At 68.7% G+C, this 18661-nt stretch carries 16 protein-coding genes; 4 read left to right on the top strand and 12 right to left on the bottom strand.

Annotated elements, in window-relative coordinates:
• Positions 1-3: 3 nt before the first annotated feature.
• The 4 genes from IU452_RS11390 to IU452_RS11375 are packed head-to-tail and all read right to left on the bottom strand — an operon-like array spanning position 4 to position 6477.
• Positions 4-1998: an acetyl/propionyl/methylcrotonyl-CoA carboxylase subunit alpha gene (locus IU452_RS11390; RefSeq protein ID WP_195108898.1), complete on the bottom strand. Its 1995-nt coding sequence runs from the start codon at positions 1996-1998 to the stop codon at positions 4-6.
• A 14-nt stretch (positions 1999-2012) separates the two neighbouring features.
• Positions 2013-3617, bottom strand: coding sequence for an acyl-CoA carboxylase subunit beta (locus IU452_RS11385; RefSeq protein ID WP_195108897.1), 1605 nt, complete (start codon positions 3615-3617; stop codon positions 2013-2015).
• Positions 3614-4762 carry an acyl-CoA dehydrogenase family protein gene (locus IU452_RS11380; protein WP_195108896.1) on the bottom strand — a complete coding sequence of 383 codons (1149 nt, stop codon included), beginning with the start codon at positions 4760-4762 and terminating at the stop codon, positions 3614-3616. Before IU452_RS11380 ends, IU452_RS11385 begins: the two co-directional genes overlap by 4 nt.
• Positions 4762-6477 (bottom strand): acyclic terpene utilization AtuA family protein, encoded by a 1716-nt coding sequence (locus tag IU452_RS11375; RefSeq protein WP_195108895.1) that lies wholly within the window; start codon positions 6475-6477, stop codon positions 4762-4764. Before IU452_RS11375 ends, IU452_RS11380 begins: the two co-directional genes overlap by 1 nt.
• A gap of 178 nt (positions 6478-6655) precedes the next feature.
• Between IU452_RS11375 and IU452_RS11370 the strand changes: the two genes are divergently transcribed.
• Positions 6656-6814, top strand: a complete 159-nt coding sequence (locus tag IU452_RS11370; RefSeq protein WP_195108894.1) for a hypothetical protein — start codon at positions 6656-6658, stop codon at positions 6812-6814.
• 3 nt (positions 6815-6817) lie between these two features.
• Here the strand turns inward: IU452_RS11370 and IU452_RS11365 are convergent, their stop codons facing one another.
• The 6 genes from IU452_RS11365 to thiO form a co-directional block, all read right to left on the bottom strand.
• Positions 6818-7582, bottom strand: coding sequence for an adenylate/guanylate cyclase domain-containing protein (locus IU452_RS11365; protein WP_195109032.1), 765 nt, complete (start codon positions 7580-7582; stop codon positions 6818-6820).
• 634 nt (positions 7583-8216) lie between these two features.
• The gene (locus IU452_RS11360) at positions 8217-9035 is read right to left on the bottom strand and encodes an ABC transporter permease subunit (RefSeq protein ID WP_195108893.1); all 819 of its coding nucleotides are present in this window, start codon (positions 9033-9035) and stop codon (positions 8217-8219) included.
• Positions 9035-9964: an ABC transporter ATP-binding protein gene (locus tag IU452_RS11355; protein WP_195108892.1), complete on the bottom strand. Its 930-nt coding sequence runs from the start codon at positions 9962-9964 to the stop codon at positions 9035-9037. The genes IU452_RS11360 and IU452_RS11355 overlap by 1 nt, the downstream gene beginning before the upstream one ends.
• A gap of 140 nt (positions 9965-10104) precedes the next feature.
• Positions 10105-10857 carry a thiazole synthase gene (locus IU452_RS11350; RefSeq protein ID WP_195108891.1) on the bottom strand — a complete coding sequence of 251 codons (753 nt, stop codon included), beginning with the start codon at positions 10855-10857 and terminating at the stop codon, positions 10105-10107.
• A 4-nt stretch (positions 10858-10861) separates the two neighbouring features.
• Entirely contained in the window at positions 10862-11074 is a 213-nt protein-coding gene (gene thiS / locus IU452_RS11345) for a sulfur carrier protein ThiS (RefSeq protein ID WP_195108890.1), read from the bottom strand.
• Positions 11075-11186: 112 nt separating this feature from the next.
• Complete coding sequence (gene thiO, locus IU452_RS11340) at positions 11187-12278, bottom strand: glycine oxidase ThiO (RefSeq protein ID WP_195108889.1); 1092 nt, start codon at positions 12276-12278, stop codon at positions 11187-11189.
• A 119-nt stretch (positions 12279-12397) separates the two neighbouring features.
• Between thiO and thiE the strand changes: the two genes are divergently transcribed.
• Complete coding sequence (thiE, locus tag IU452_RS11335) at positions 12398-13102, top strand: thiamine phosphate synthase (RefSeq protein ID WP_195108888.1); 705 nt, start codon at positions 12398-12400, stop codon at positions 13100-13102.
• A 232-nt stretch (positions 13103-13334) separates the two neighbouring features.
• Here thiE and IU452_RS11330 read toward each other — a convergent pair whose 3' ends face one another.
• Together IU452_RS11330 and IU452_RS11325 are read right to left on the bottom strand one after the other, a co-directional pair.
• Positions 13335-15530 (bottom strand): molybdopterin-dependent oxidoreductase, encoded by a 2196-nt coding sequence (locus IU452_RS11330; protein ID WP_195108887.1) that lies wholly within the window; start codon positions 15528-15530, stop codon positions 13335-13337.
• A 3-nt stretch (positions 15531-15533) separates the two neighbouring features.
• The gene (locus tag IU452_RS11325; RefSeq protein ID WP_195108886.1) at positions 15534-16196 is read right to left on the bottom strand and encodes an NUDIX hydrolase; all 663 of its coding nucleotides are present in this window, start codon (positions 16194-16196) and stop codon (positions 15534-15536) included.
• A 154-nt stretch (positions 16197-16350) separates the two neighbouring features.
• Here IU452_RS11325 and IU452_RS11320 point away from each other — a divergent pair, with 154 nt between their 5' ends.
• Entirely contained in the window at positions 16351-17685 is a 1335-nt protein-coding gene (locus IU452_RS11320) for a hypothetical protein (RefSeq protein WP_195108885.1), read from the top strand.
• The gene (locus tag IU452_RS11315; RefSeq protein WP_195108884.1) at positions 17682-18659 is read left to right on the top strand and encodes a glutamate ABC transporter substrate-binding protein; all 978 of its coding nucleotides are present in this window, start codon (positions 17682-17684) and stop codon (positions 18657-18659) included. The genes IU452_RS11320 and IU452_RS11315 overlap by 4 nt, the downstream gene beginning before the upstream one ends.
• Positions 18660-18661 lie beyond the last annotated feature (2 nt).

Raw genomic sequence — 18661 nt, 5'->3', positions numbered from 1 at the left:
GGCTTACTCCTGAGTGTCGCTTGCCTGCACGACCGCCAGCACCGCGCCGACGTCGACCTGTTGTCCCGCAGTCACATTCAGTTCGGTGAGCACACCGTCGGCCGGGGCGGCGATCGTGTGCTCCATCTTCATCGCCTCCAGCCACAGAATCGGCTGGCCCTTCTCCACCCGACCGCCGACCTCGGCGCCGAGGCGGATCACCGCACCCGGCATGGGCGCCAGCAGCGACCCCTCGGCCACATGCTCTGACGGATCCTCGAAGCGCGGCAGGCGCCGCACGGCGACCGGGCCGAGCGGCGAGTCGATATACACCCACCCGGGATCGCCGTAGCGGGTGATCTCGAAGCGTCGCCGCACCGGCCCCCGCTCCCCGGGTACCAGCAGAGTCACCGAATCCGGTGTGGCTTCGACCAATTCGAGCCCGTCGAGGCCCTCGACCTCGAGGCCGGTACGCGTGATCCGGTAGCGAATCTCGTGCGTGCCGGTGGTACGGCTCTCGTAGCGCTTCGACTGCGGCTGGGAGGGCAGATTGCGCCAGCCGCTGGGCAGGCCGCCGCCCACACGTGCTCGGGCTCGGTTGGCCGCGGCCTCGGCCAGCGCCGCCGCGACGATCGACAACCGCTCGTCTGCCTCGGAAACCACCGGTGCGGAGAGGTTTTCCAGCCCGTGCCGGTCGAAGAAGGCGGTATCGGTCTCACCAGCCAGAAAGGCAGGATGCCGCAGAACCCGGACCAGCAGATCACGGTTGGTGACCAAGCCGTGAATCCTGGCCCGCTGCAGGGCTGCCGCCAGCAACCGTGCCGCCTCATCGCGCGTGTCGGCGTAGGAGATGACCTTCGCCAGCATCGGGTCGTAGTACACACCGACCACCGAACCGTCGACGACGCCGGAATCCAGCCGAATGCCGGGCCGATCGAGAATGCCGAACTCCTCGACGGTGCCGGATATTTCGAGCTTGTGCACGGTCCCGCTCTGCGGCTGCCAATCGTGCGCGGGATCCTCGGCGTACAGCCGCACCTCGATGGAGTGCCCGCGCAGCGGCGGCAGCGTCGCCGCCAACCGCTGCCCTTGCGCCACCTGCAGCTGACACCGCACCAGGTCCAGGCCCGTGGTGCACTCGGTGACCGGATGCTCCACCTGCAGCCGGGTGTTCATCTCCAGGAAGAAGAACTCCCCCTTGTCATCGGCCAGGAACTCGACGGTGCCCGCGCCCTCGTATCCGATCGCCGCGGCCGCCAGCCGCGCCGCCTCGAACAGCCGCTCGCGCATGCCGTCGATCTTCTCCACCAGCGGCGAGGGCGCCTCCTCGACCACCTTCTGATGGCGGCGCTGAATCGAACATTCGCGCTCGCCGACCGCCCACACGGTGCCGTGGGTGTCGGCCATCACCTGCACCTCGATATGCCTGCCGGTCTCGAGGTAGCGCTCGCAGAACACCGTCGGATCACCGAAGGCCGACGCCGCCTCGCGCTGCGCGGCTTCCAGCTGCGCCGGAAGGTCGTCGAGCGAGCGCACCACGCGCATGCCGCGCCCCCCGCCACCGGCGGACGCCTTGATCAGCACCGGCAGCATCTCGGCGGTGACCTCGGCCGGATTCAGCTCGGCCAGCACCGGCACTCCGGCGGCGTCCATCATCTTCTTGGACTCCACCTTCGAGCCCATCTGCTCGATGGCGCTGACCGGCGGTCCCACCCACACCAGTCCGGCCTCGATCGCGGCGCGCGCGAAATCGGCGTTCTCGGACAGGAATCCGTATCCGGGATGAATCGCATCCGCACCGGCGGCCAATGCCGCCTCGATGATCAGATCGCCACGCAGATACGTCTCGCCAGGAGTGTTGCCGGGCAGGCGGATTGCGGCATCGGCCTCGGCGACGTGCGGGGATTGCGCATCGGCATCCGAGTACACCGCGACGGTGCCGATACCCATGCGGCGGCAGGTGGCGAATATGCGCCGCGCGATCTCGCCCCGATTGGCGACCAGGACAGTGGTGACCATCGACTGGGCCCCTCTCACATCCGGAAGACGCCGAAGCCGTCGGCGCCCTCGATCGGGGCGTTGTGGATGGCCGACAACGCCATTCCCAACACCGTTCGGGTATCGCGGGGGTCGATGACGCCGTCGTCGTAGAGGCGCCCGGACATGAACATCGGCAGCGATTCCGCCTCGATCTGCGCCTCGATCATCGCGCGCATATTGGCGTCGGCCTCCTCGTCGAAGGGCAGGCCCTTCGATTCGGCGGCGGCCCGGCCCACGATCGAGATGACACCCGCCAGCTGGGCGCCGCCCATCACCGCGGATTTCGCACTGGGCCAGGCGAAGACGAACCGCGGATCGTATGCGCGCCCGCACATGCCGTAATGCCCGGCCCCGTAGGAGGCGCCCATCAGTACCGAGATGTGCGGCACCTTGGAGTTGGACACCGCATTGATCATCATCGCGCCGTGCTTGATGATGCCCTTCTGCTCGTACTCCTTGCCGACCATGTAGCCGGTCGTGTTGTGCAGGAACAGCAACGGGGTGTTCGACTGGTTGGCCAGCTGGATGAACTGCGTGGCCTTCTGTGATTCCTCGGAGAACAGCACGCCCCGGGCGTTGGCCAGAATACCGACCGGATAGCCGTGCAGTTCCGCCCATCCGGTGACCAGGCTGGCGCCGTAGAGCGGTTTGAACTCGTCGAAGTCGGAGCCGTCGACGATGCGCGCGATCACTTCGCGCGGGTCGAACGGGATCTTCAGATCGGTCGGCACGATGCCGAGCAGCTCCTCGGCGTCGTAGAGCGGCTCGATCACTTCCTCGCGCGGACGCGGCGCGGGTCCCTGTTTCTTCCAGTTCAACCGGCGCACAATCGATCTGCCCAGCCGGATCGCATCCTGCTCGTCCACGGCCAGGTAGTCGGCCAGGCCCGACATCCGCGCGTGCATCTCGGCGCCGCCCAGCGACTCGTCGTCGGATTCCTCACCGGTGGCCATCTTCACCAGCGGCGGACCGCCCAGGAACACCTTGGAGCGCTCCTTGATCATCACCACATAGTCCGACATGCCCGGAATGTAGGCGCCGCCCGCGGTGGAGTTGCCGAAAACCAGTGCGATGGTGGGGATTCCGGCCGCCGACGCCTGCGTGAGGTCGCGGAACATCCGCCCGCCGGGAACGAAGACCTCCTTCTGCGTGGGCAGGTCGGCGCCGCCGGATTCGACCAGGCCGATGATCGGCAGCCGGTTCTGCATGACGATGTCGTTCATGCGCAGGTTCTTGCGCAGCGTCCACGGATTCGAGGTGCCACCGCGCACGGTCGGATCCGGCGCGACGATCATGGTTTCGACGCCCTCGACGATGCCGATACCGGCGACCAGGCTCGCACCCACGTGGAATTCGCTGCCCCACGCGGCCAGCGGGCACAGCTCCAGAAACGGCGAATCCTCGTCGATGAGCAGTTCGATGCGCTCGCGCGCGGTCAGCTTGCCGCGCTTGCGATGGCGGGCCAGCTTGTCCGGGCCGCCACCGGCCACGGCCTTGGCGAATTCGGCCTCGATCTCGGCGAGTTTGGCCTGCATCGCCTCGGCGGCGGCCCGATAGTCCGGCGCTTTCGGATCTACGGAAGTGCGCAGGATGGTCAAGATTGGTACCCCAATCGTTTTGCTGCCAAGGCGGTCAGGATCTCGGTGGTGCCACCGCCGATGCCGAGGATGCGAATATCACGGTACTGCCGCTCCACCTCGGATTCGCGCATGTAGCCCAGGCCGCCGAACAGCTGCACCGACTGGTGGGCCACCCATTCGGCCGCCTCCACGGCGGTGTTCTTGGCGAAACACACCTCGGCGATCAGATCGGTCTCGCCCTCGGCGGCGCGTTCGACGATCTTGCGGGTGTAGACCCGGGCCACGTCGATGCGCCGCGCCATCTCGGCGAGGGTGTTCTGCACGGCCTGGCGGCTGATCAGCGGGCGGCCGAAGGTTTCCCGGTCCCGGCACCACTGCAGCGTCAGGTCGAGGCAGCGCTGCGCCTGAGAGTAGGCCTGCGTGGCCAGCCCGACCCGCTCGCTGACGAAAGCCATGGCGATCTGGGCGAAGCCGCTGTTCTCCGGGCCGACCAGATTCTCCACGGGCACCCGCACGTCCACATAGGACAGCTCGGCGGTGTCGGAGGCCAGCCAGCCCATCTTCTCCAGCTTGCGGCTCACGGTGAATCCTGGTGTGCCCTTCTCCACCACCAGCAGCGACACCCCGCCCGCACCGGGCCCACCCGTGCGCACGGCGGTGACGACGAAGTCCGCCCGCACACCGGAGGTGATGTAGGTCTTGGCGCCGTTGACGATGAAGTGATCACCGTCGCGCGCGGCGCTGGTCGTCAGATGCCCGACATCGGAGCCGCCACCGGGTTCGGTGATGGCCAGCGAGCCGATCTTCTCCCCTGCCAGCGTCGGCTTCGCCCAGCGTTCGATGTGCTCGCTGTTACCCGACGCGATGATGTGCGGCACGGCGATTCCACAGGTGAACAGCGAGGCGAACAGCCCGCCCGAGGCACCCGCCTGATGCATCTCCTCGCAGACGATCGCCGCGTCGATGCCGTCCCCGCCCGAACCTCCTGTGGACTCGGGAAACTGGATCCCCAGCAATCCCAAAGCCCCTGCCTTCTTGTGTAATTCGCGCGGAATCTCACCCGCACGCTCCCAATCGCCCAGGGAGGGAAGGATTTCGCGCTCGACGAAGCCCCGGACGGTCGCCCGCAGTTCACGTCGCTCCGGCGTTTCCCACATATTCATCACAACAACTCCACGGGGATGTCGACATGGCGGGAGCGCAGCCATTCGCCGAGCCCCTTGGCCTGTGGATCGAATCGCGCCTGATAGGCCACGCCCTGTCCGAGCAGACCCTCGACAATGAAGTTGAGTGCCCGCAGATTCGGCAGGACGTGCCGGGTGATCGGCAGCTTGGCGGTTTCCGGCAGCAGCAGCCGCAGTTCGCCGACGGTGAGCGCGTGCACCAGCCAGCGCCACTGCTCGTCGGTCCGCACCCACACACCGATATTGGCGTTACCGCCCTTGTCGCCGCTGCGCGCCAGCGCGATCGTGCCGAGCGGAACGCGGCGAGTAGCGCTGTGCGGCAACGGTTCCGGCAGGGCGGGCTCGTCGACCTCGGCGAGTTCCCGGGTGGTGGGTGAGGCGGCGATCTCGATCCGTGTGCCGTCGGCCAGCACAGCCGCCTGCGCGACCGCGTCGGCATCGACATAGCCGGGAGTGAAAACGCCGTAGGGCGAACCGTTTCCGGGCGGTGAGGTCAGTGTGAAACCCGGGTAGCTGGCCAGCGCCAGCTCCACGGCCACATTGGAGAAGGCGCGCCCCACCTTGTTCGGATCCGGATCCCGCACCACACAGCGCAGCAGCGCGCTGGCCTGCTCCTCGGTCTCGGCGTCGGGGTGATCCAGCCGGGCCAGCGTCCAGTCCAGCTCTGCGGGCCGGGTCGGCAACCAGGTCTCCAGCTGCCGCCTCGCCAGCTGGGCCTTGGCGTCGATGTCCAGGCCGGTCAGCACGAAGGTCATTTCGTTGCGGAATCCACCCAGGGTGTTCAGCGACACCTTCAGCCGCGGCGGCGGTGCCTCACCGGCGACCCCGCTGATGAGTACTCGATCCGGCCCTTCCTGGCCGAGCCGGATGGTGTCGAGCCGGGTGGTCACGTCCGGCCCGGCGTAGCGCGCGCCCTGGATCTCGTACATCAGCTGCGCCTCGACGGTATCGACCGTGACCGTGCCGCCGGTGTTCTCGTGCTTGGTGATCACGCTGCTGCCGTCGCGGCGCACCTCGGCGATCGGGAAGCCGGGGCGGTCCAGGTCATCGATCTCGGTGAAGAACGAGAAGTTGCCGCCGGTGGCCTGGGTGCTGCACTCGATGACGTGACCGGCCACCACCGCACCCGCCAGTGCGTCGAAATCGGTACGACCCCAGCCGAAGTGGGCTGCCGCCGGGCCGACGACCAGCGAGGCGTCGGTGACCCGGCCGGTCACCACCACATCGGCGCCGGCCTTCAGGCATTCGGCGATGCCCCAGGCACCGAGGTAGGCATTGGCCGCCAGCGGAGTGCCGAGCCCCAGCTCGGCCGCGCGGGGCATCAGGTCGTCGCCCTCCACATGGGCGACCGCGGCTGTGACACCGAGCTTTTCGGCGACCTCCCGCAGCCGCTGCGCGAGTCCGGCAGGATTCAGGCCACCGGCGTTGGCCACGATCCGCACCCCGCGCTCCAGCGCCAGCCCCAGACAGTCCTCGAGCTGCCGGACGAAGGTCTTGGCATAGCCGAGGCTCGGATCCTTCATCCGATCCCGGCCGAGGATCAACATGGTGAGTTCGGCGAGATAGTCCCCGGTCAGCACATCGAGCTGCCCACCCTCGAGCATCTCGCGCATCGCACTGAACCGGTCGCCGTAGAACCCGGAGCAGTTGCCGATGCGGAGAACCTCCCCATCGGCCCCCAGACTGGTGGTCATGGTGAGCGACCCTCCTGCGACCTGAGCCTGCGCAGCGCCGTCGCCGCGTCGGTTACAGGGTCACATCGAGGTCAGAAAAAATCAAGCCTGCGTGCTTGTTAATTATCAAAGTTCCAGGTCAAGAGGGCTGTGCAAGGCCGCGAGGCCCGGTTGGATCTCGAACAGGCATGATGGGCGCGTGTCCCATTCCGTGATCGTCGTCTTCCTGTTGGCCCTGGCCGGATTCCTGATCGGCGGAGCCATCAGCACCTGGAAGAACAGCAACCGAGTGCTCGCGGTCGCACTCGGCGCATGCGCGGTCTTGGCCGCCGCGGGCGCGGCCGTCTGGTGGCAGTAGCCCCTACTCTCCGTCCAGCCGGAATATCCGCAAGTCCTCTGGCACACCGCTCAACGGAGCGGCGAAGAAGCTCCGCCGATACGGCCGGGCGGCGTAGCCCAGCTCGGCCAGCGTCTCCGAGCTCAGCGCCTGCAGCGTGGACTCCGAGAGCATGGTGTTGCCGTTGCCGCCCGCCTCCATCACGCGGGCCGCGATCGTGACGTCCACACCCAACCAGTCCCCGCCGAATTCCCGCGGGGTCCCGGTGTGCAGGCCGATGCGCATCTGCGGCCGATAGCCCTGCACCTCCACGTGCTCCAGGTTCTCCTTGGCGGCCACCGCGGCCCGCAGAGCGCGATCCGGCGATCCGAACACCGCCATCACCCCGTCACCCATGCGCTTGACCACCTGGCCGCCCCGATCCACGATCGGCGGCTCGATGGCCTTGGCGACCCGCCGCAACAGCTCCAGCGTGGCCTCGTCCCCGGCCGACAGCGACCAACTCGAGAAGGCCACCAGATCGGTGAACATGACGGTCACTTCCTGAGTGCCCTTGCCACGGCCCACCCGCTCCAGCATCGCCTGCCAGACCTGCAGGGCGCCCAGGCCGATCTCCTTGGCCGCACTGGGTGTGTCGCCGACCAGTTTGTCCGCCGCCCGCGCCACGGCCCGTGGGCCTCCGGGGCCCGACAGCGACAGGGGATCACCGAAGGCGGGATCGCCGGGCAGGTTCTGACGGGCCTTGCGAATCACGCCGATCAGGTCCGGCCGGGTATTGGCCGCCGACATCAATGCCGACCACTGGCCCGGGCGCAGCCGGACGCCGGGGCGGCGGACCGCATCCTCGCCGTCGACGGGGGTGAGCGGTATGACGAGGTCGGATCGCGCGCGATCGCCTTCGCCGTCGTCGAGCCGACGGCGGCGACCGCCCAAGCCGCGCGCGGAGGAGTCCTTCTCCGACCCCGTCCCCGAACCGTCCGTCCGACGCGCGTTTTCGCCGTCACCGGAGGGTTTTTCGCTCACGTCCCGAGCGTATCTCAGCGGCTGCTCGGCGGGCGGGTTACCCATGATCGTCACGTGCCACCTCTTCGATTCGACGGAGCGAACACATCGATGGGTCCGCCGACAGATAGCGCGTTGTTTGCTGAGGCCGATGCTACCTATGCATATTTCTAGGTGGAAGTGACGTTCCCCGCAATTAACTGAATGTTTCCAAACTGGCCGTCGAACAGGCTGGTCGACGCTCGAGCGCCTGCCCGCACGACAACACAGCACCGGCCCGATGCGAAGACTCGCATCGGGCCGGTGTTCGTCACGTCGGACGGGCAGTGACCGACGTGACCGGGCGCAGCGGTCCCCCGACAGGACCGCTCTCCCATCCCCGGGGCGGCGAGGGAAGGTCGCCCCGGAGCTCGGGCAGGTCTTACGCGTCGCGCTTGTTCACCACGAACAGCGCGGCGCCATAGACGATCGCGACGAAGGCCGCGAAGTAGAGCAGGCCACCCCACGCACCCCAGTGCCAGGGCAGGCCATCGCCCCCTGCGGTACCGAGGAAGCGGCCGGCGTTCTGGAACGGCAGCAGCACCTGGATATTGCGGCCGACCTTGCCGAACGCTCCGATGATCGGCTCGATCAGCACCGGCCAGACGATCAGCAGCGTCAGTGCGCCCGCCGATTGCCGGATCAGTGCGCCGATACCGACGGCCAGGAACACCACCAGGGCGATGAAGATCGGCACCGAGTAGAAGACCCGCGGATCACCATGGGTCAGGCTCAGGTTGCGCCCTCCGTCGGCGGACACGATCGCCTTGAAGATGAAGAAACTCACGAAGGTGAGCACCGCCGACAGTGCGGCCGCCGCGACGGCGATCAGCCCCGCCTTGGCCAGCAGCACGGAGGTGCGATTGGGCACCGCCATGAAGGTGGCCTTGATGGTCCCGAACCGGTATTCGCTGGTGATCGCCAGCGCGGCCAGGATCATGATCATGATGTAGCCGAAGCCCGGAATGCCCTGGGACGCACCGGTGATGCCCAGCGCGGCGATCGCGTTGTCCGGGTAGGGCGCCTCGGTCATCGTCTGGTGCCCGGCGGCGATCTCCTTGTTGTACTCGCGGACGCTGACATTGATCAGCAGGCTGAACAGCGCCGCGATACCCAGGGCGAACACCACGGTCAGGGCGGTGCACCACAGGGGAGACTTGGTCGAGGTCAGCTTGATCCGTTCCGCAGCCAACACGCCCATCAGAGCGCACCTCCCATCACCTGTTCGATACCTTCGCCGTGGTACTCCACCGCACCACCGGTCATCCGCATGAACGCCTCCTCGAGCGAGGCCCGCTGCGGCGCAAGCTCGTACAGCGTGATGCTGTTGGCGCCGGCCAATTTGCCGACGGCGTCGCTGGTTTCGCCCACTACCAGCAGGGCGCCCTCGTCCTCGCGGACGGTCATACCGTTGGAGGTGAGCAGGCTGCGCAACTGATCCAGCTGCGGGCTGCGCACGCGCACCGTCGCTTCCGAGGCGCGTTCGATGAAGTCCTTGGTGCTGGTGTCGGCGATCAGCTTGCCGCGGCCGATGACGATCAGATGATCCGCGGTCTGGGCCATCTCCGACAGCAGATGGCTGGAGACCAGCACCGTGCGGCCCTCGGCGGCCAGTCGCTGCATGAACCGGCGGATCCACAGGATGCCCTCCGGGTCCAGGCCGTTGACCGGCTCATCGAACAGCAGCACCGGCGGGTCGCCGAGCAGCGCCCCGGCCAGGCCCAGCCGCTGCGACATGCCGAGGGAGAAGCCGCCGGCCTTCTTGTCGGCGACCTCGCTGAGGCCGACCAACCGCAGCACCTCGTCGACCCGCGCCGCGGGCAGATCGTTGGCGGCCGCCAGCCAGCGCAGGTGCGCGCGGGCCGACCGGTTCGGATGCACCCACTTGGCGTCCAGTAGCGCGCCGACCAGCCGCAGCGGATGGTCGAGCTGCTGATACGGCACCCCGCCGATCATGGCCTCACCGGCGGTGGGCTGATCGAGACCGAGGATCATGCGCATGGTGGTCGACTTACCGGCACCGTTGGGCCCGAGGAACCCGGTCACCTGACCGGGCTTGACCGTGAACGACAGGTCGTCGACCGCGACGGTCGCACCGAACCGCTTGGTCAGGCCTCTCACTTCGATCATGGCACCCAGTCTTGCGGAGAAACGTCCACAGCACTATCGCTCAGAGGTCGCGTCCGCGATCATCCTTCAGGATGAGCCGGACCCTGAGCGAGGCCCCGAGGGATCCCCTGATCGGAGGATCGGGGCCGTGAGCTGTCCGGTCACAACGCGGGCGAGGACGCCTGCGCCCAGAAGCGCTTGGGAATCCGCCCCGCCTCGCGGGCCAGGTAACCGGCCTTGACCGCGTCCGCCATGGCCGCGGCCATCACGGCCGGTCGGCGGGCACGGGTGACGGCGGTGGCCAGCAGGACCGCCGAGCAGCCGAGTTCCATGGCCAGGGCGGCGTCGCTGGCGGTGCCGATGCCCGCATCGAGGATGACCGGCACACCGGCGGCGGCCACGATCATCTCGATATTGTGCGGATTGCCGATGCCCAGTCCGGTGCCGATGGGCGAGCCCAGGGGCATGACGGCGGCACAGCCGACGTCCTCGAGGCGCTTGGCCAGCGCCGGGTCGTCGGTGGTGTAGGGCAGGACGACGAAGCCGTCGTCGACCAACTGCTCTGCCGCGCCGACCAACTCGATGGCGTCGGGCAGCAGGGTGCGCTCGTCGGCGATGACCTCGAGCTTCACCCAGTCGGTGTCCAGCGCCTCACGCGCCAGCCGGGCGGTGAGCACGGCCTCTGCCGCCGTGCGACATCCGGCGGTATTGGGTAGCGGGGCGATGTCCAGGCGCTTCAGCAGATCCAGCACGCCCGTGCCGCCCGCCGCATCCACCCGGCGCATGGCGACCGTGGTCAACTCGGTGCCCGAGGCGATCAGCGCCTCCTCCAGCACGGCCAGATTGTCGGCACCGCCGGTGCCCATGATCAGCCGCGAGCCGAATTTCCGATCCGCGATCTGCAAAGGTTCCATGACGCTATCCACCTTGCACCGCCGTCAGCACCTCGATGTCCCAGCCCCGGCCGACCGGTTCGTCCCAGCGCGACTTGGGGAACACCGCACCGTCGACCGCCAAGGCGACGCCCTGGCAGGGCAGGCCCAGCTGTTGCAATAGTTCCCGCACGGTCGGTGGCTCGGCGAACTCGTGGTCCTGACCGTTCACGGTGACTCCGACGGGGATTGCCGTCATCGCATACCTCCTGATAATGGTGCCGCACCGGCGATTTCGCGGTGCACAGCACTGTGTGAGCTGTGGTGGCCTCGGGCACCGTCACGGCGGTCGAGCCGCCTGGCAGTGGGTGTCACCGAGAGCCCTCGTTGATCCCGGAGACCGCCGCCGACCGCGCGAAACGTTGCGGCTGCGCGGCTTTCGCCTCGGGCAGCACATCGCCGTCGAGCACGGCCGCCACGGCGTCGGCGGTGATCGGCACGCCCAGCATGCCGTTGCGACCGTGGCCGGTGGCGGCGATGACGCGGTCGGTGAGGCGGCCGATCAGCGGCAGGTTGTCGGGAGTGCCGGGGCGCGAGCCCGCACTCGCCTCGGCCAGTTCGTATTCGCCGAGGGCGGGCAGGACCTCCTCGGCGTCGGCGATCAGGTCGCGCACGCCGGCGACGGTCACGGCGGTGTCGAAACCGGCCTCGTACTGGGTGGCGCCGAGGACGATGCCGTCGGCGCGCGGCACCATATAGATCGGGTGGCCGTGCACCCGCGCACGGACCACGCGCCGCGGTGGCGGGGGTGCGCCGGGCCGATGGCGCAGACGCAGGATCTCACCCTTCACCGGGCGGACCGGCAGGCTCGGCCACAGGCGCGCAGAGGCGGCCCCGGCGGCGAGCACGATCTGGTCGTGGTCGAGGTCGTCCACGGCCTCGACGGAGGTCGCCTGGATGTGGACACCGGCCTGTTCACAGCAGCGGCGCAGGGCCTCGAGCAACAGCCTGTTGTCCACAGCCGGTTCCGTGGGCGCGAGCAGACCGGCCCGCACGGTGCGCGCGAGAGCGGGTTCCTTCTCCCGCACCCCGGCGCGGTCGAGCAGTTGCATCTCGTGACCTCGGCTGCCGACGAATTCGGCGATCGTGCGCAGGTCGGCGGCGTCGGCCGCGTCCAAGGCGACGGTCAGGGTCTGCGCGGCGACGAAGACCGAGGTCCCGGTCGCCTCCTCGAGTCGGGCGCCGAATTCCGGCCAGCGGCCCAGCGACGCAGCCCCGAACTCGAGGGCGGCCTCCTCACCGGGCCAGCCCTCCGACAGCGGTGCGAGCATGCCGCCCGCGACCCAGGATGCGCCGGTGGCGACGGCGGGATCGAATACCGTGACCGCCCACCCCGATTCGGCGGCGCGCCACGCCACCGCCAGTCCGATCACGCCCCCACCCACGACGGCCAGAGTCCGCATTACCTTCCACCTCGCTCGGTCCCGATATATCCGGGCACGGCCTCCCCGCGCGGCCGCCTTCGCGTCAGGGATGCTTACTCGTTTCGCCTACCCACGTTAGCGCGGTTACGGTCGAGGGCGTGCAACCGTCCCTTCCGAACCGACCCGTCGCACCCCGGGACCGCCTCGCCACCGCGCGGCTGTACCTGTGCACAGACGCCCGCCGTGACAAGGGCGACCTGGCCCAGTTCGCCGAGGCGGCGCTGGCCGGCGGGGTCGACATCATCCAGCTGCGCGACAAGGGTTCACCCGGTGAGGCCGAGTTCGGACCGCTGGAGGCCCGCGCGGAACTGGGCGCCCTCGCCGAACTGAAGGCGGCCGCGCGCCGACACGGTGCATTGTTCGCGGTGAACGACCGCGCCGATATCGCCTTGGCCGCCGGGGCCGATGTCCTGCATCTCGGCCAGGGCGATCTGCCGCCCTGGTATGCCCGCAAGATCGTCGGCCCCGATGTGGTGATCGGCCGCTCCACCCACAACCGCAACCAGGCGGGCCTGGCCGCCATCGACGAACACATCGACTACTTCTGCACCGGCCCGGTCTGGACCACCCCCACCAAACCCGGCCGCACCCCCGCAGGCCTCGACCTGGTCCGCTCCACCGCCGACTCCCACCCCACCCGCCCGTGGTTCGCCATCGGCGGCATCGACCACGAGCGTCTCGACGAGGTGTTGACCGCGGGCGCCAGCAGAGTCGTGGTGGTCCGCGCAATCACCGAGGCCCGCGACCCCGAGGCCGCCGCCCGTGCGCTGAAGCAACGACTGCTGGAGAACGCCGCGCGCTGAGGTTGCTGAAATCTCACCAGGACCCCGCCCCGACGCCCTAGGGGGCGTCGGGGCGGGGTAATGAGAAGGCTCACCGCCGGGTAATGAGAGGGCTCACCGCCGGGGTAACGCGAAGACTCGCCGCCGAGGTAAGAGGAAACTCGTTTCCGGCGTGCTTCTTTCCTATGGCCCGGCTTCGTTTCCTATTGACCCGGCGTGGTTCGTTTCCTATTGACTCGGCGTGGTTCGTTTCCTATTGACTCGGCGTGGTTTTCGCCGGGTCCAGGCGGGCGGGGACGCCGTTGAGGTGGGCCATGCCTGCTAGGGGTTCTACGTCGGTGATGGCTGTGGACATGAGGAGGTTGACGTTGGCGCCGCCTGCGGCGGTGGCCCGGCGCCAGCCGCCGGTGTGGCCCCAGCCGTGGGGGATGGCGACGGTGCCCTCGGTCATGTCCTCGGTGAGGTGGGCGGTCAGCTCGATCGAGCCGTGGGGGGAGGTCACCCGGCAGCGTTCGCCGTCGGTGATACCGGCCACGGCGGCGTCCTTGGGGTGGATGCGGGCGGCGTGTTGGCGGCGGGCGATCAGGGCCTCGGCGTTGTGCATCCAGGAGTTGTGGGATTTCAACTCGCGCATGCTGATGACTCGCAGGGGGAAGGCGGGGTCGGTGGCCGGCTGGGTCAGGTGGTTCAGCTCGGCGATGATTTCCGGCGGCGCCAGTTGGACGCGGTGCCCCTTGTGCCGCACCACATGTCGCAGCACACCGGTGGTGATGTGCTCGGCCAACACCACACCGTGCGGATGCCGACGCAGCATCCGCAGGCTCACCCCGCCCCGCCGCAGACCGAACAGATCACCGTAGGGGCCGGTACGCAATGCCATATCGAGCAGCAGCCGCGGCGGTACCCGCAGCGCAGCGCCACCCGGAATTCGCTGTCGTACCGCGCTCAATAGCTTCCCGACCGGCCGCGCAGGCCCGAAGGTGAACGGCTGCACCCCGATTCGCCGAGCGATCTCATCGATGATCTCCCATTCCTCCCGGGCCTCGCCGTACGGCTCCACCACCCGCTCGGTGTACTGCGTGTACGGCGTCGGCGCGAGCGCGGTGAAGGGCAGCGGGGCATCGTCTCGTTCGAGGAATGTGGTGGCCGGAAGGATGTAGTCGGCCATCCGGTTGGAGTCGTTGACATACAGGTCGATCGAGACGAACAGATCGAGTTCCCGTAGCGCCGAGGCGAGTTCGTCACCGTTGGGCACCGACAGCACCGGATTACCGGCCGAGGTGAACAGCGCGCGCAGCCGACCCGGCCCGGGCGTGGTGATCTCCTTGGCCATGATCGCCGCCGGAAACGTCCCCAGCACATCCGGAAAGCCGCCGATGCGCGAACGCCGCTTGTCGTAGCCGACCAGCCCGAGCCGCGCATTGAGCTGCGACACCGCCACCAGCTCCTTACCGAACACCGAACCGCCCGGCCGGTCGAGATTGCCGGTCACGGCGGCGAGCACATCGATGAGGAAGGCCACCAGCGTGGCATGGCGACCCAGACACGAACCGGTCCGCCCGTACACGGCCGCCCGGGGCGCCCGCGCCAGATCGCGGGCCAGCGCGCGCACGGTCTGCGGGTCCACACCGGTCACCGCGGCAGTGGCTTCGGGCGTGAATCGGGCCACCGCATGACGCAATTCGGCCACTCCGCTCGCCTGCTCGCGCAGCGCCGCCGCATCCTCGAGTCCTTCGGCGAAGATCACCTGCACCATCGAGGCCAGCAGCCACGCATCGGTGTCGGCCCGCACCCCCACGTGCTCGAACAACCGCGCGGTCTCCGAACGCCGCGGATCCACGACCACCACGCGCCCGCCCCGCTTGGTGATACCGGTGAGCTTGTCCCGAATGCGCGGCGCACTCACCACACTCCCGTGCGAGACAACCGGATTCGCACCTACCATCAACAGGAACTCGGTCCGGTCCAGATCCGGCACGGGCACACTGGTCAGCGACCCGTACAGCAGATGACTGGCCACGAACCGATTGTTCACATCCTGCGACCCCGCCGAATACATGTGCCGTATCCCGGCGGCAAGCTGAAATCCGATCAGCCACAACGCATGCGAATACGAGAACGACGACGGGTTACCGAAATACCATCCCAGACTTTCCCGGCCGTGGGCACCCACGATGGCCCGCAGCCGCGCCCCGATCTCGTCGAGCGCCGTCTCCCACGACACCCGCTCGAATTCACCGCCCGCGGTGCGCCGCAACGGATACAGCACCCGATCCGGATCGTTCTGGATCTCGGTGAACGCGATCCCCTTCGGGCAGGCGAAACCCCGCGACAGCGGATGCTCGCGGTCGGGCCGCAACTGCACCACCCGGCCGTCCTCGACCGTGGCGATCAATCCGCAGAGTGGTTCACAGATCCGGCAATATGTCGGCACCTCGCGTGCGGTCATGCCTCAAGACAACACCTGCTCCAGAGTGAGCACCAACACATTTCCGGCCAAATCCACCGCTTTCCGGCCCTCGGTGATCCGTGCGGTGCGCCCCGCCTGCCCGTTGGCATGCAGCCACACGAATCCGCGCTCGGCCAGATCCACCGTGCGCGGCAGCACCGCGGCCACCGCCGCCGCATCGGCCACCCCGTCCAGGCTGATCCGGGCCGACTCGGCCCGCAGCAACGGCCAGGATGCCGCGAAACCCGGATGCAGCGGCCGCTGTTCCACCTCTTCCTCGGGCACCCAGGCCAGTTCCGCGCTCTCCTTGTTGGCCGTGGTCGGCAGGGGTTCGGCGGCATCGGCGACGACGGTGGTGTAGGTCCAGCCGCTGGGCATGGTCGCGGTCACCCGGCAACCGCGCACCCGGACCGCGGCGGGCTCGATCCCGGTTTCCTCCTGCGCCTCCCGCACGGCCGCGTGCACGCTGGTCTCGTGGCTGTCGCGGGCACCACCGGGCAGCGCCCAGGTGCCGCCCTGATGGCTCCACGGCGCCCGATGCTGCAACAGCACCATGGCCCCGCCGCCGGCTCGCGGCGCCCGCAGCAACAGTCCGGCTGCCCCGAACCGACCCCAGTTCCGCGTCCCGTCGGGGTTCACCACAAAGCCGTCTCCGTCACCACGCATGCTCGCCCTCGTCCCATCCACGCCAGCGCTGTTCACACCGCCCGAACCCGATCCGACCGGGTCAGCTTGCCCGGGCGACACCCGAAGCGGCGCCGATACGACCACAATAAGCTCAGTCCACACGGCATCGGCCGGTGAACGGATGGAGGTGGATATGGCTCGGACGGGGCAACCCCGGCTCGACGAGCTGTCGCCGCGGGCCGCTGCCGCCGCCATGCGCCGGCAGCTCGACGCCACCGACCTGCGCGCCTTCCTCCGGTCCTCCCCCGCCAAATTGATTGCCATCGGATTGCTGCTGCTGGGCTCATGCCTGGTCGCGGGCGTGGTGACCGCCTCGGTGGTGAGCAGCCGCCAGCACGCCCTGGACTACCTGCTGGACCAGGCCGAACCGGATGCGAATTCCGCCCAGCACCTCTACACCTCGCTGTCGGTGGCCGACGCCGCCGCCGGCACCGCCTTCATCTCCGGGGGCCTGGAGCCCAAACCGGTGCGTGACCGTTACGACCAGGCGATCGGCGAGGCGTCGGCCGAACTGGTGACCCAGTCCAGCAGCACCGGCGGCGCCGACCCGGACGGCCAGCTCCGCACCGGCATCGCCACCCAGCTCCCCGTCTACACCGGCCTGATCGAAACCGCCCGCGCCAACAACCGCGACGGCCACCCCGTGGGCGCCGCCTACCTCAGCGAAGCGTCCAATCTGATGCAGACCAAGGTGCTGCCCATGGCGCGGGAGCTGCAGGAGCATCGGTCGGCGGCGATCGAGGCCACCCAGCGCCACCACGTGCGGCCGCCGTGGTCGGCGATCATCCTGCCCGTCCTGGCGCTGGCGGCCCTGATCGCCGCCCAGCTGTATCTGGCCCGGCGCTGGCATCGGGTGCTGAACCCCGGCCTGCTGCTGGCCTCGGGCACCCTGGTGATCCTGCTGGCGTGGACGGTGACGGCCGGGGCTATCTCGGCGGTGTCGACCACCCACGGCCGCGACGACGGCACCGTGCCGACCTCGGATCTGACCGAGAGCCGCATCCTGGTCCAGCAGGCACGGGCCGCCGAGACCCTGAAACTGGTCCGCCGCGACGCCAGCGGCGACTACGACCACACCTACGACAACGCGACCGCGAAGGTGACCTCCCTACTCACCCGCTACCCGAAGCATGCACCGGGATCCGGCGACGTCGCCTCCGCCAAGGCGGCGCTGGACCAGTGGCGCGAGGCGCATCAGCGCATGAACGACGCCCTCGCCCGCGGCGACTTCCCCGGAGCGGGCGCGGTCGCGATCGGCCCGGGCTCCACCGAGGCCACCGCGTCGGTGGTCGCCCTCGACAGCGCTCTCGGCGAGGGTCTCACCGAGACCCGGAAAACCTTGCGGGACAATGTATCCGACGCCGCCCGCAGCCTGGATGTCCTGGCTCCGGGTGCGCTGATCCTGTCCGTGCTGGCCGCCGTGTTCGTCTTGGCGGGCCTGTGGCCGCGACTGCGGGAGTACCGATGATCGCACGCCGAACCCTGGTCCCCGTCCTGGCCGCGATCGCGCTGCTGGTGACGGGTTGTCAGGACCAACCCACCGCGTCGCGAACCGAACGTTCGGCCGCCTACACCGAGCTGCCGTTGCCTGCCAAAGCCACTGCGGCGCCGACGATGACATCGCCACCGCCGAATATCGATCAGTCGTGCCCGAACCCGACGGCGAGCCTGCGCCCGACCGGCGCCGAGAACGGGCCCGCCCTCGACGCCATCCGCGCCCGCGGCCGGTTGCTGGTCGGCCTCGACCCGGGCAGCAACCTGTTCAGCTTCCGCGACCCGATCACCGGCACCCTGGCCGGTTTCGACGTCGACATCGCCAAGGAGATCGCCCGCGATCTGTTCGGCGACCCGGAGCGGGTGGAGTATCGGATGCTCAGCTCGGCCGAACGCGAACGCGCGCTGCAGGAGCACACCGTCGACGTGGTGGTGAAGACCATGACCATCACCTGCGACAGGCGTCAGCGCGTGGACTTCTCCACCCCGTATTTCCTGTCGCACCAACGGGTTCTGGCCGTGAAGAACTCCGGTATCACCGGATTGGCCGACTTGGCGGGTAAGCGCGTGTGCGTGGCCGCGGGCACCACCTCGCTGAATCTGATCCGGCGCAAACAGCCCGCCGCCTCCATCCTGACCGTGCCCGCCTGGGCTGACTGCCTGGTGGTGCTGCAGCAGCGTCAGGTCGACGCGGTCAGCACCGACGATGCGCTACTGGCCGGGTTGGCGATCCAGGACCAGTACTACACCGAAATGGTCGGCGACAATCTCAGCGACGAACCGTACGGTGTCGGAATCCCCAAGGGCAACGACGATATGGTCCGTTTCGTCAACGCCACGCTGGAACGCATCCGCGCCGACGGCACCTGGAGCAGGCTGTATCAACGGTGGCTGCTCTCGGTGCTGGGTCCGTCCTCCGGCCCACCCCAGCCCACCTACCAGGACTGATC

This window comes from Nocardia transvalensis (genome assembly GCF_015477765.1).
Lineage (GTDB): Bacteria > Actinomycetota > Actinomycetes > Mycobacteriales > Mycobacteriaceae > Nocardia > Nocardia transvalensis_A.
The sequence above is the reverse complement of the archived record's forward strand: the minus strand, read 5'-3'. Positions and strand labels throughout refer to the sequence as shown.

What these genes read in the sequence shown, in the direction of transcription:
- IU452_RS11365 (WP_195109032.1), bottom strand. Translation starts at nt 7,582, where the DNA reads ATGTCGGCGGCCAATACCCGGCCGGACCTGATCGGCGTGATTCGCAAG.
- IU452_RS11375 (WP_195108895.1), bottom strand. Translation starts at nt 6,477, where the DNA reads ATGACCACCAGTCTGGGGGCCGATGGGGAGGTTCTCCGCATCGGCAAC.
- IU452_RS11360 (WP_195108893.1), bottom strand. Translation starts at nt 9,035, where the DNA reads ATGGGCGTGTTGGCTGCGGAACGGATCAAGCTGACCTCGACCAAGTCT.
- IU452_RS11320 (WP_195108885.1), top strand. Translation starts at nt 16,351, where the DNA reads ATGGCTCGGACGGGGCAACCCCGGCTCGACGAGCTGTCGCCGCGGGCC.
- thiO (WP_195108889.1), bottom strand. Translation starts at nt 12,278, where the DNA reads ATGCGGACTCTGGCCGTCGTGGGTGGGGGCGTGATCGGACTGGCGGTG.
- thiS (WP_195108890.1), bottom strand. Translation starts at nt 11,074, where the DNA reads ATGACGGCAATCCCCGTCGGAGTCACCGTGAACGGTCAGGACCACGAG.
- IU452_RS11330 (WP_195108887.1), bottom strand. Translation starts at nt 15,530, where the DNA reads ATGACCGCACGCGAGGTGCCGACATATTGCCGGATCTGTGAACCACTC.
- IU452_RS11350 (WP_195108891.1), bottom strand. Translation starts at nt 10,857, where the DNA reads ATGGAACCTTTGCAGATCGCGGATCGGAAATTCGGCTCGCGGCTGATC.
- IU452_RS11355 (WP_195108892.1), bottom strand. Translation starts at nt 9,964, where the DNA reads ATGATCGAAGTGAGAGGCCTGACCAAGCGGTTCGGTGCGACCGTCGCG.
- IU452_RS11390 (WP_195108898.1), bottom strand. Translation starts at nt 1,998, where the DNA reads ATGGTCACCACTGTCCTGGTCGCCAATCGGGGCGAGATCGCGCGGCGC.
- IU452_RS11325 (WP_195108886.1), bottom strand. Translation starts at nt 16,196, where the DNA reads ATGCGTGGTGACGGAGACGGCTTTGTGGTGAACCCCGACGGGACGCGG.
- IU452_RS11315 (WP_195108884.1), top strand. Translation starts at nt 17,682, where the DNA reads ATGATCGCACGCCGAACCCTGGTCCCCGTCCTGGCCGCGATCGCGCTG.
- IU452_RS11380 (WP_195108896.1), bottom strand. Translation starts at nt 4,762, where the DNA reads ATGAATATGTGGGAAACGCCGGAGCGACGTGAACTGCGGGCGACCGTC.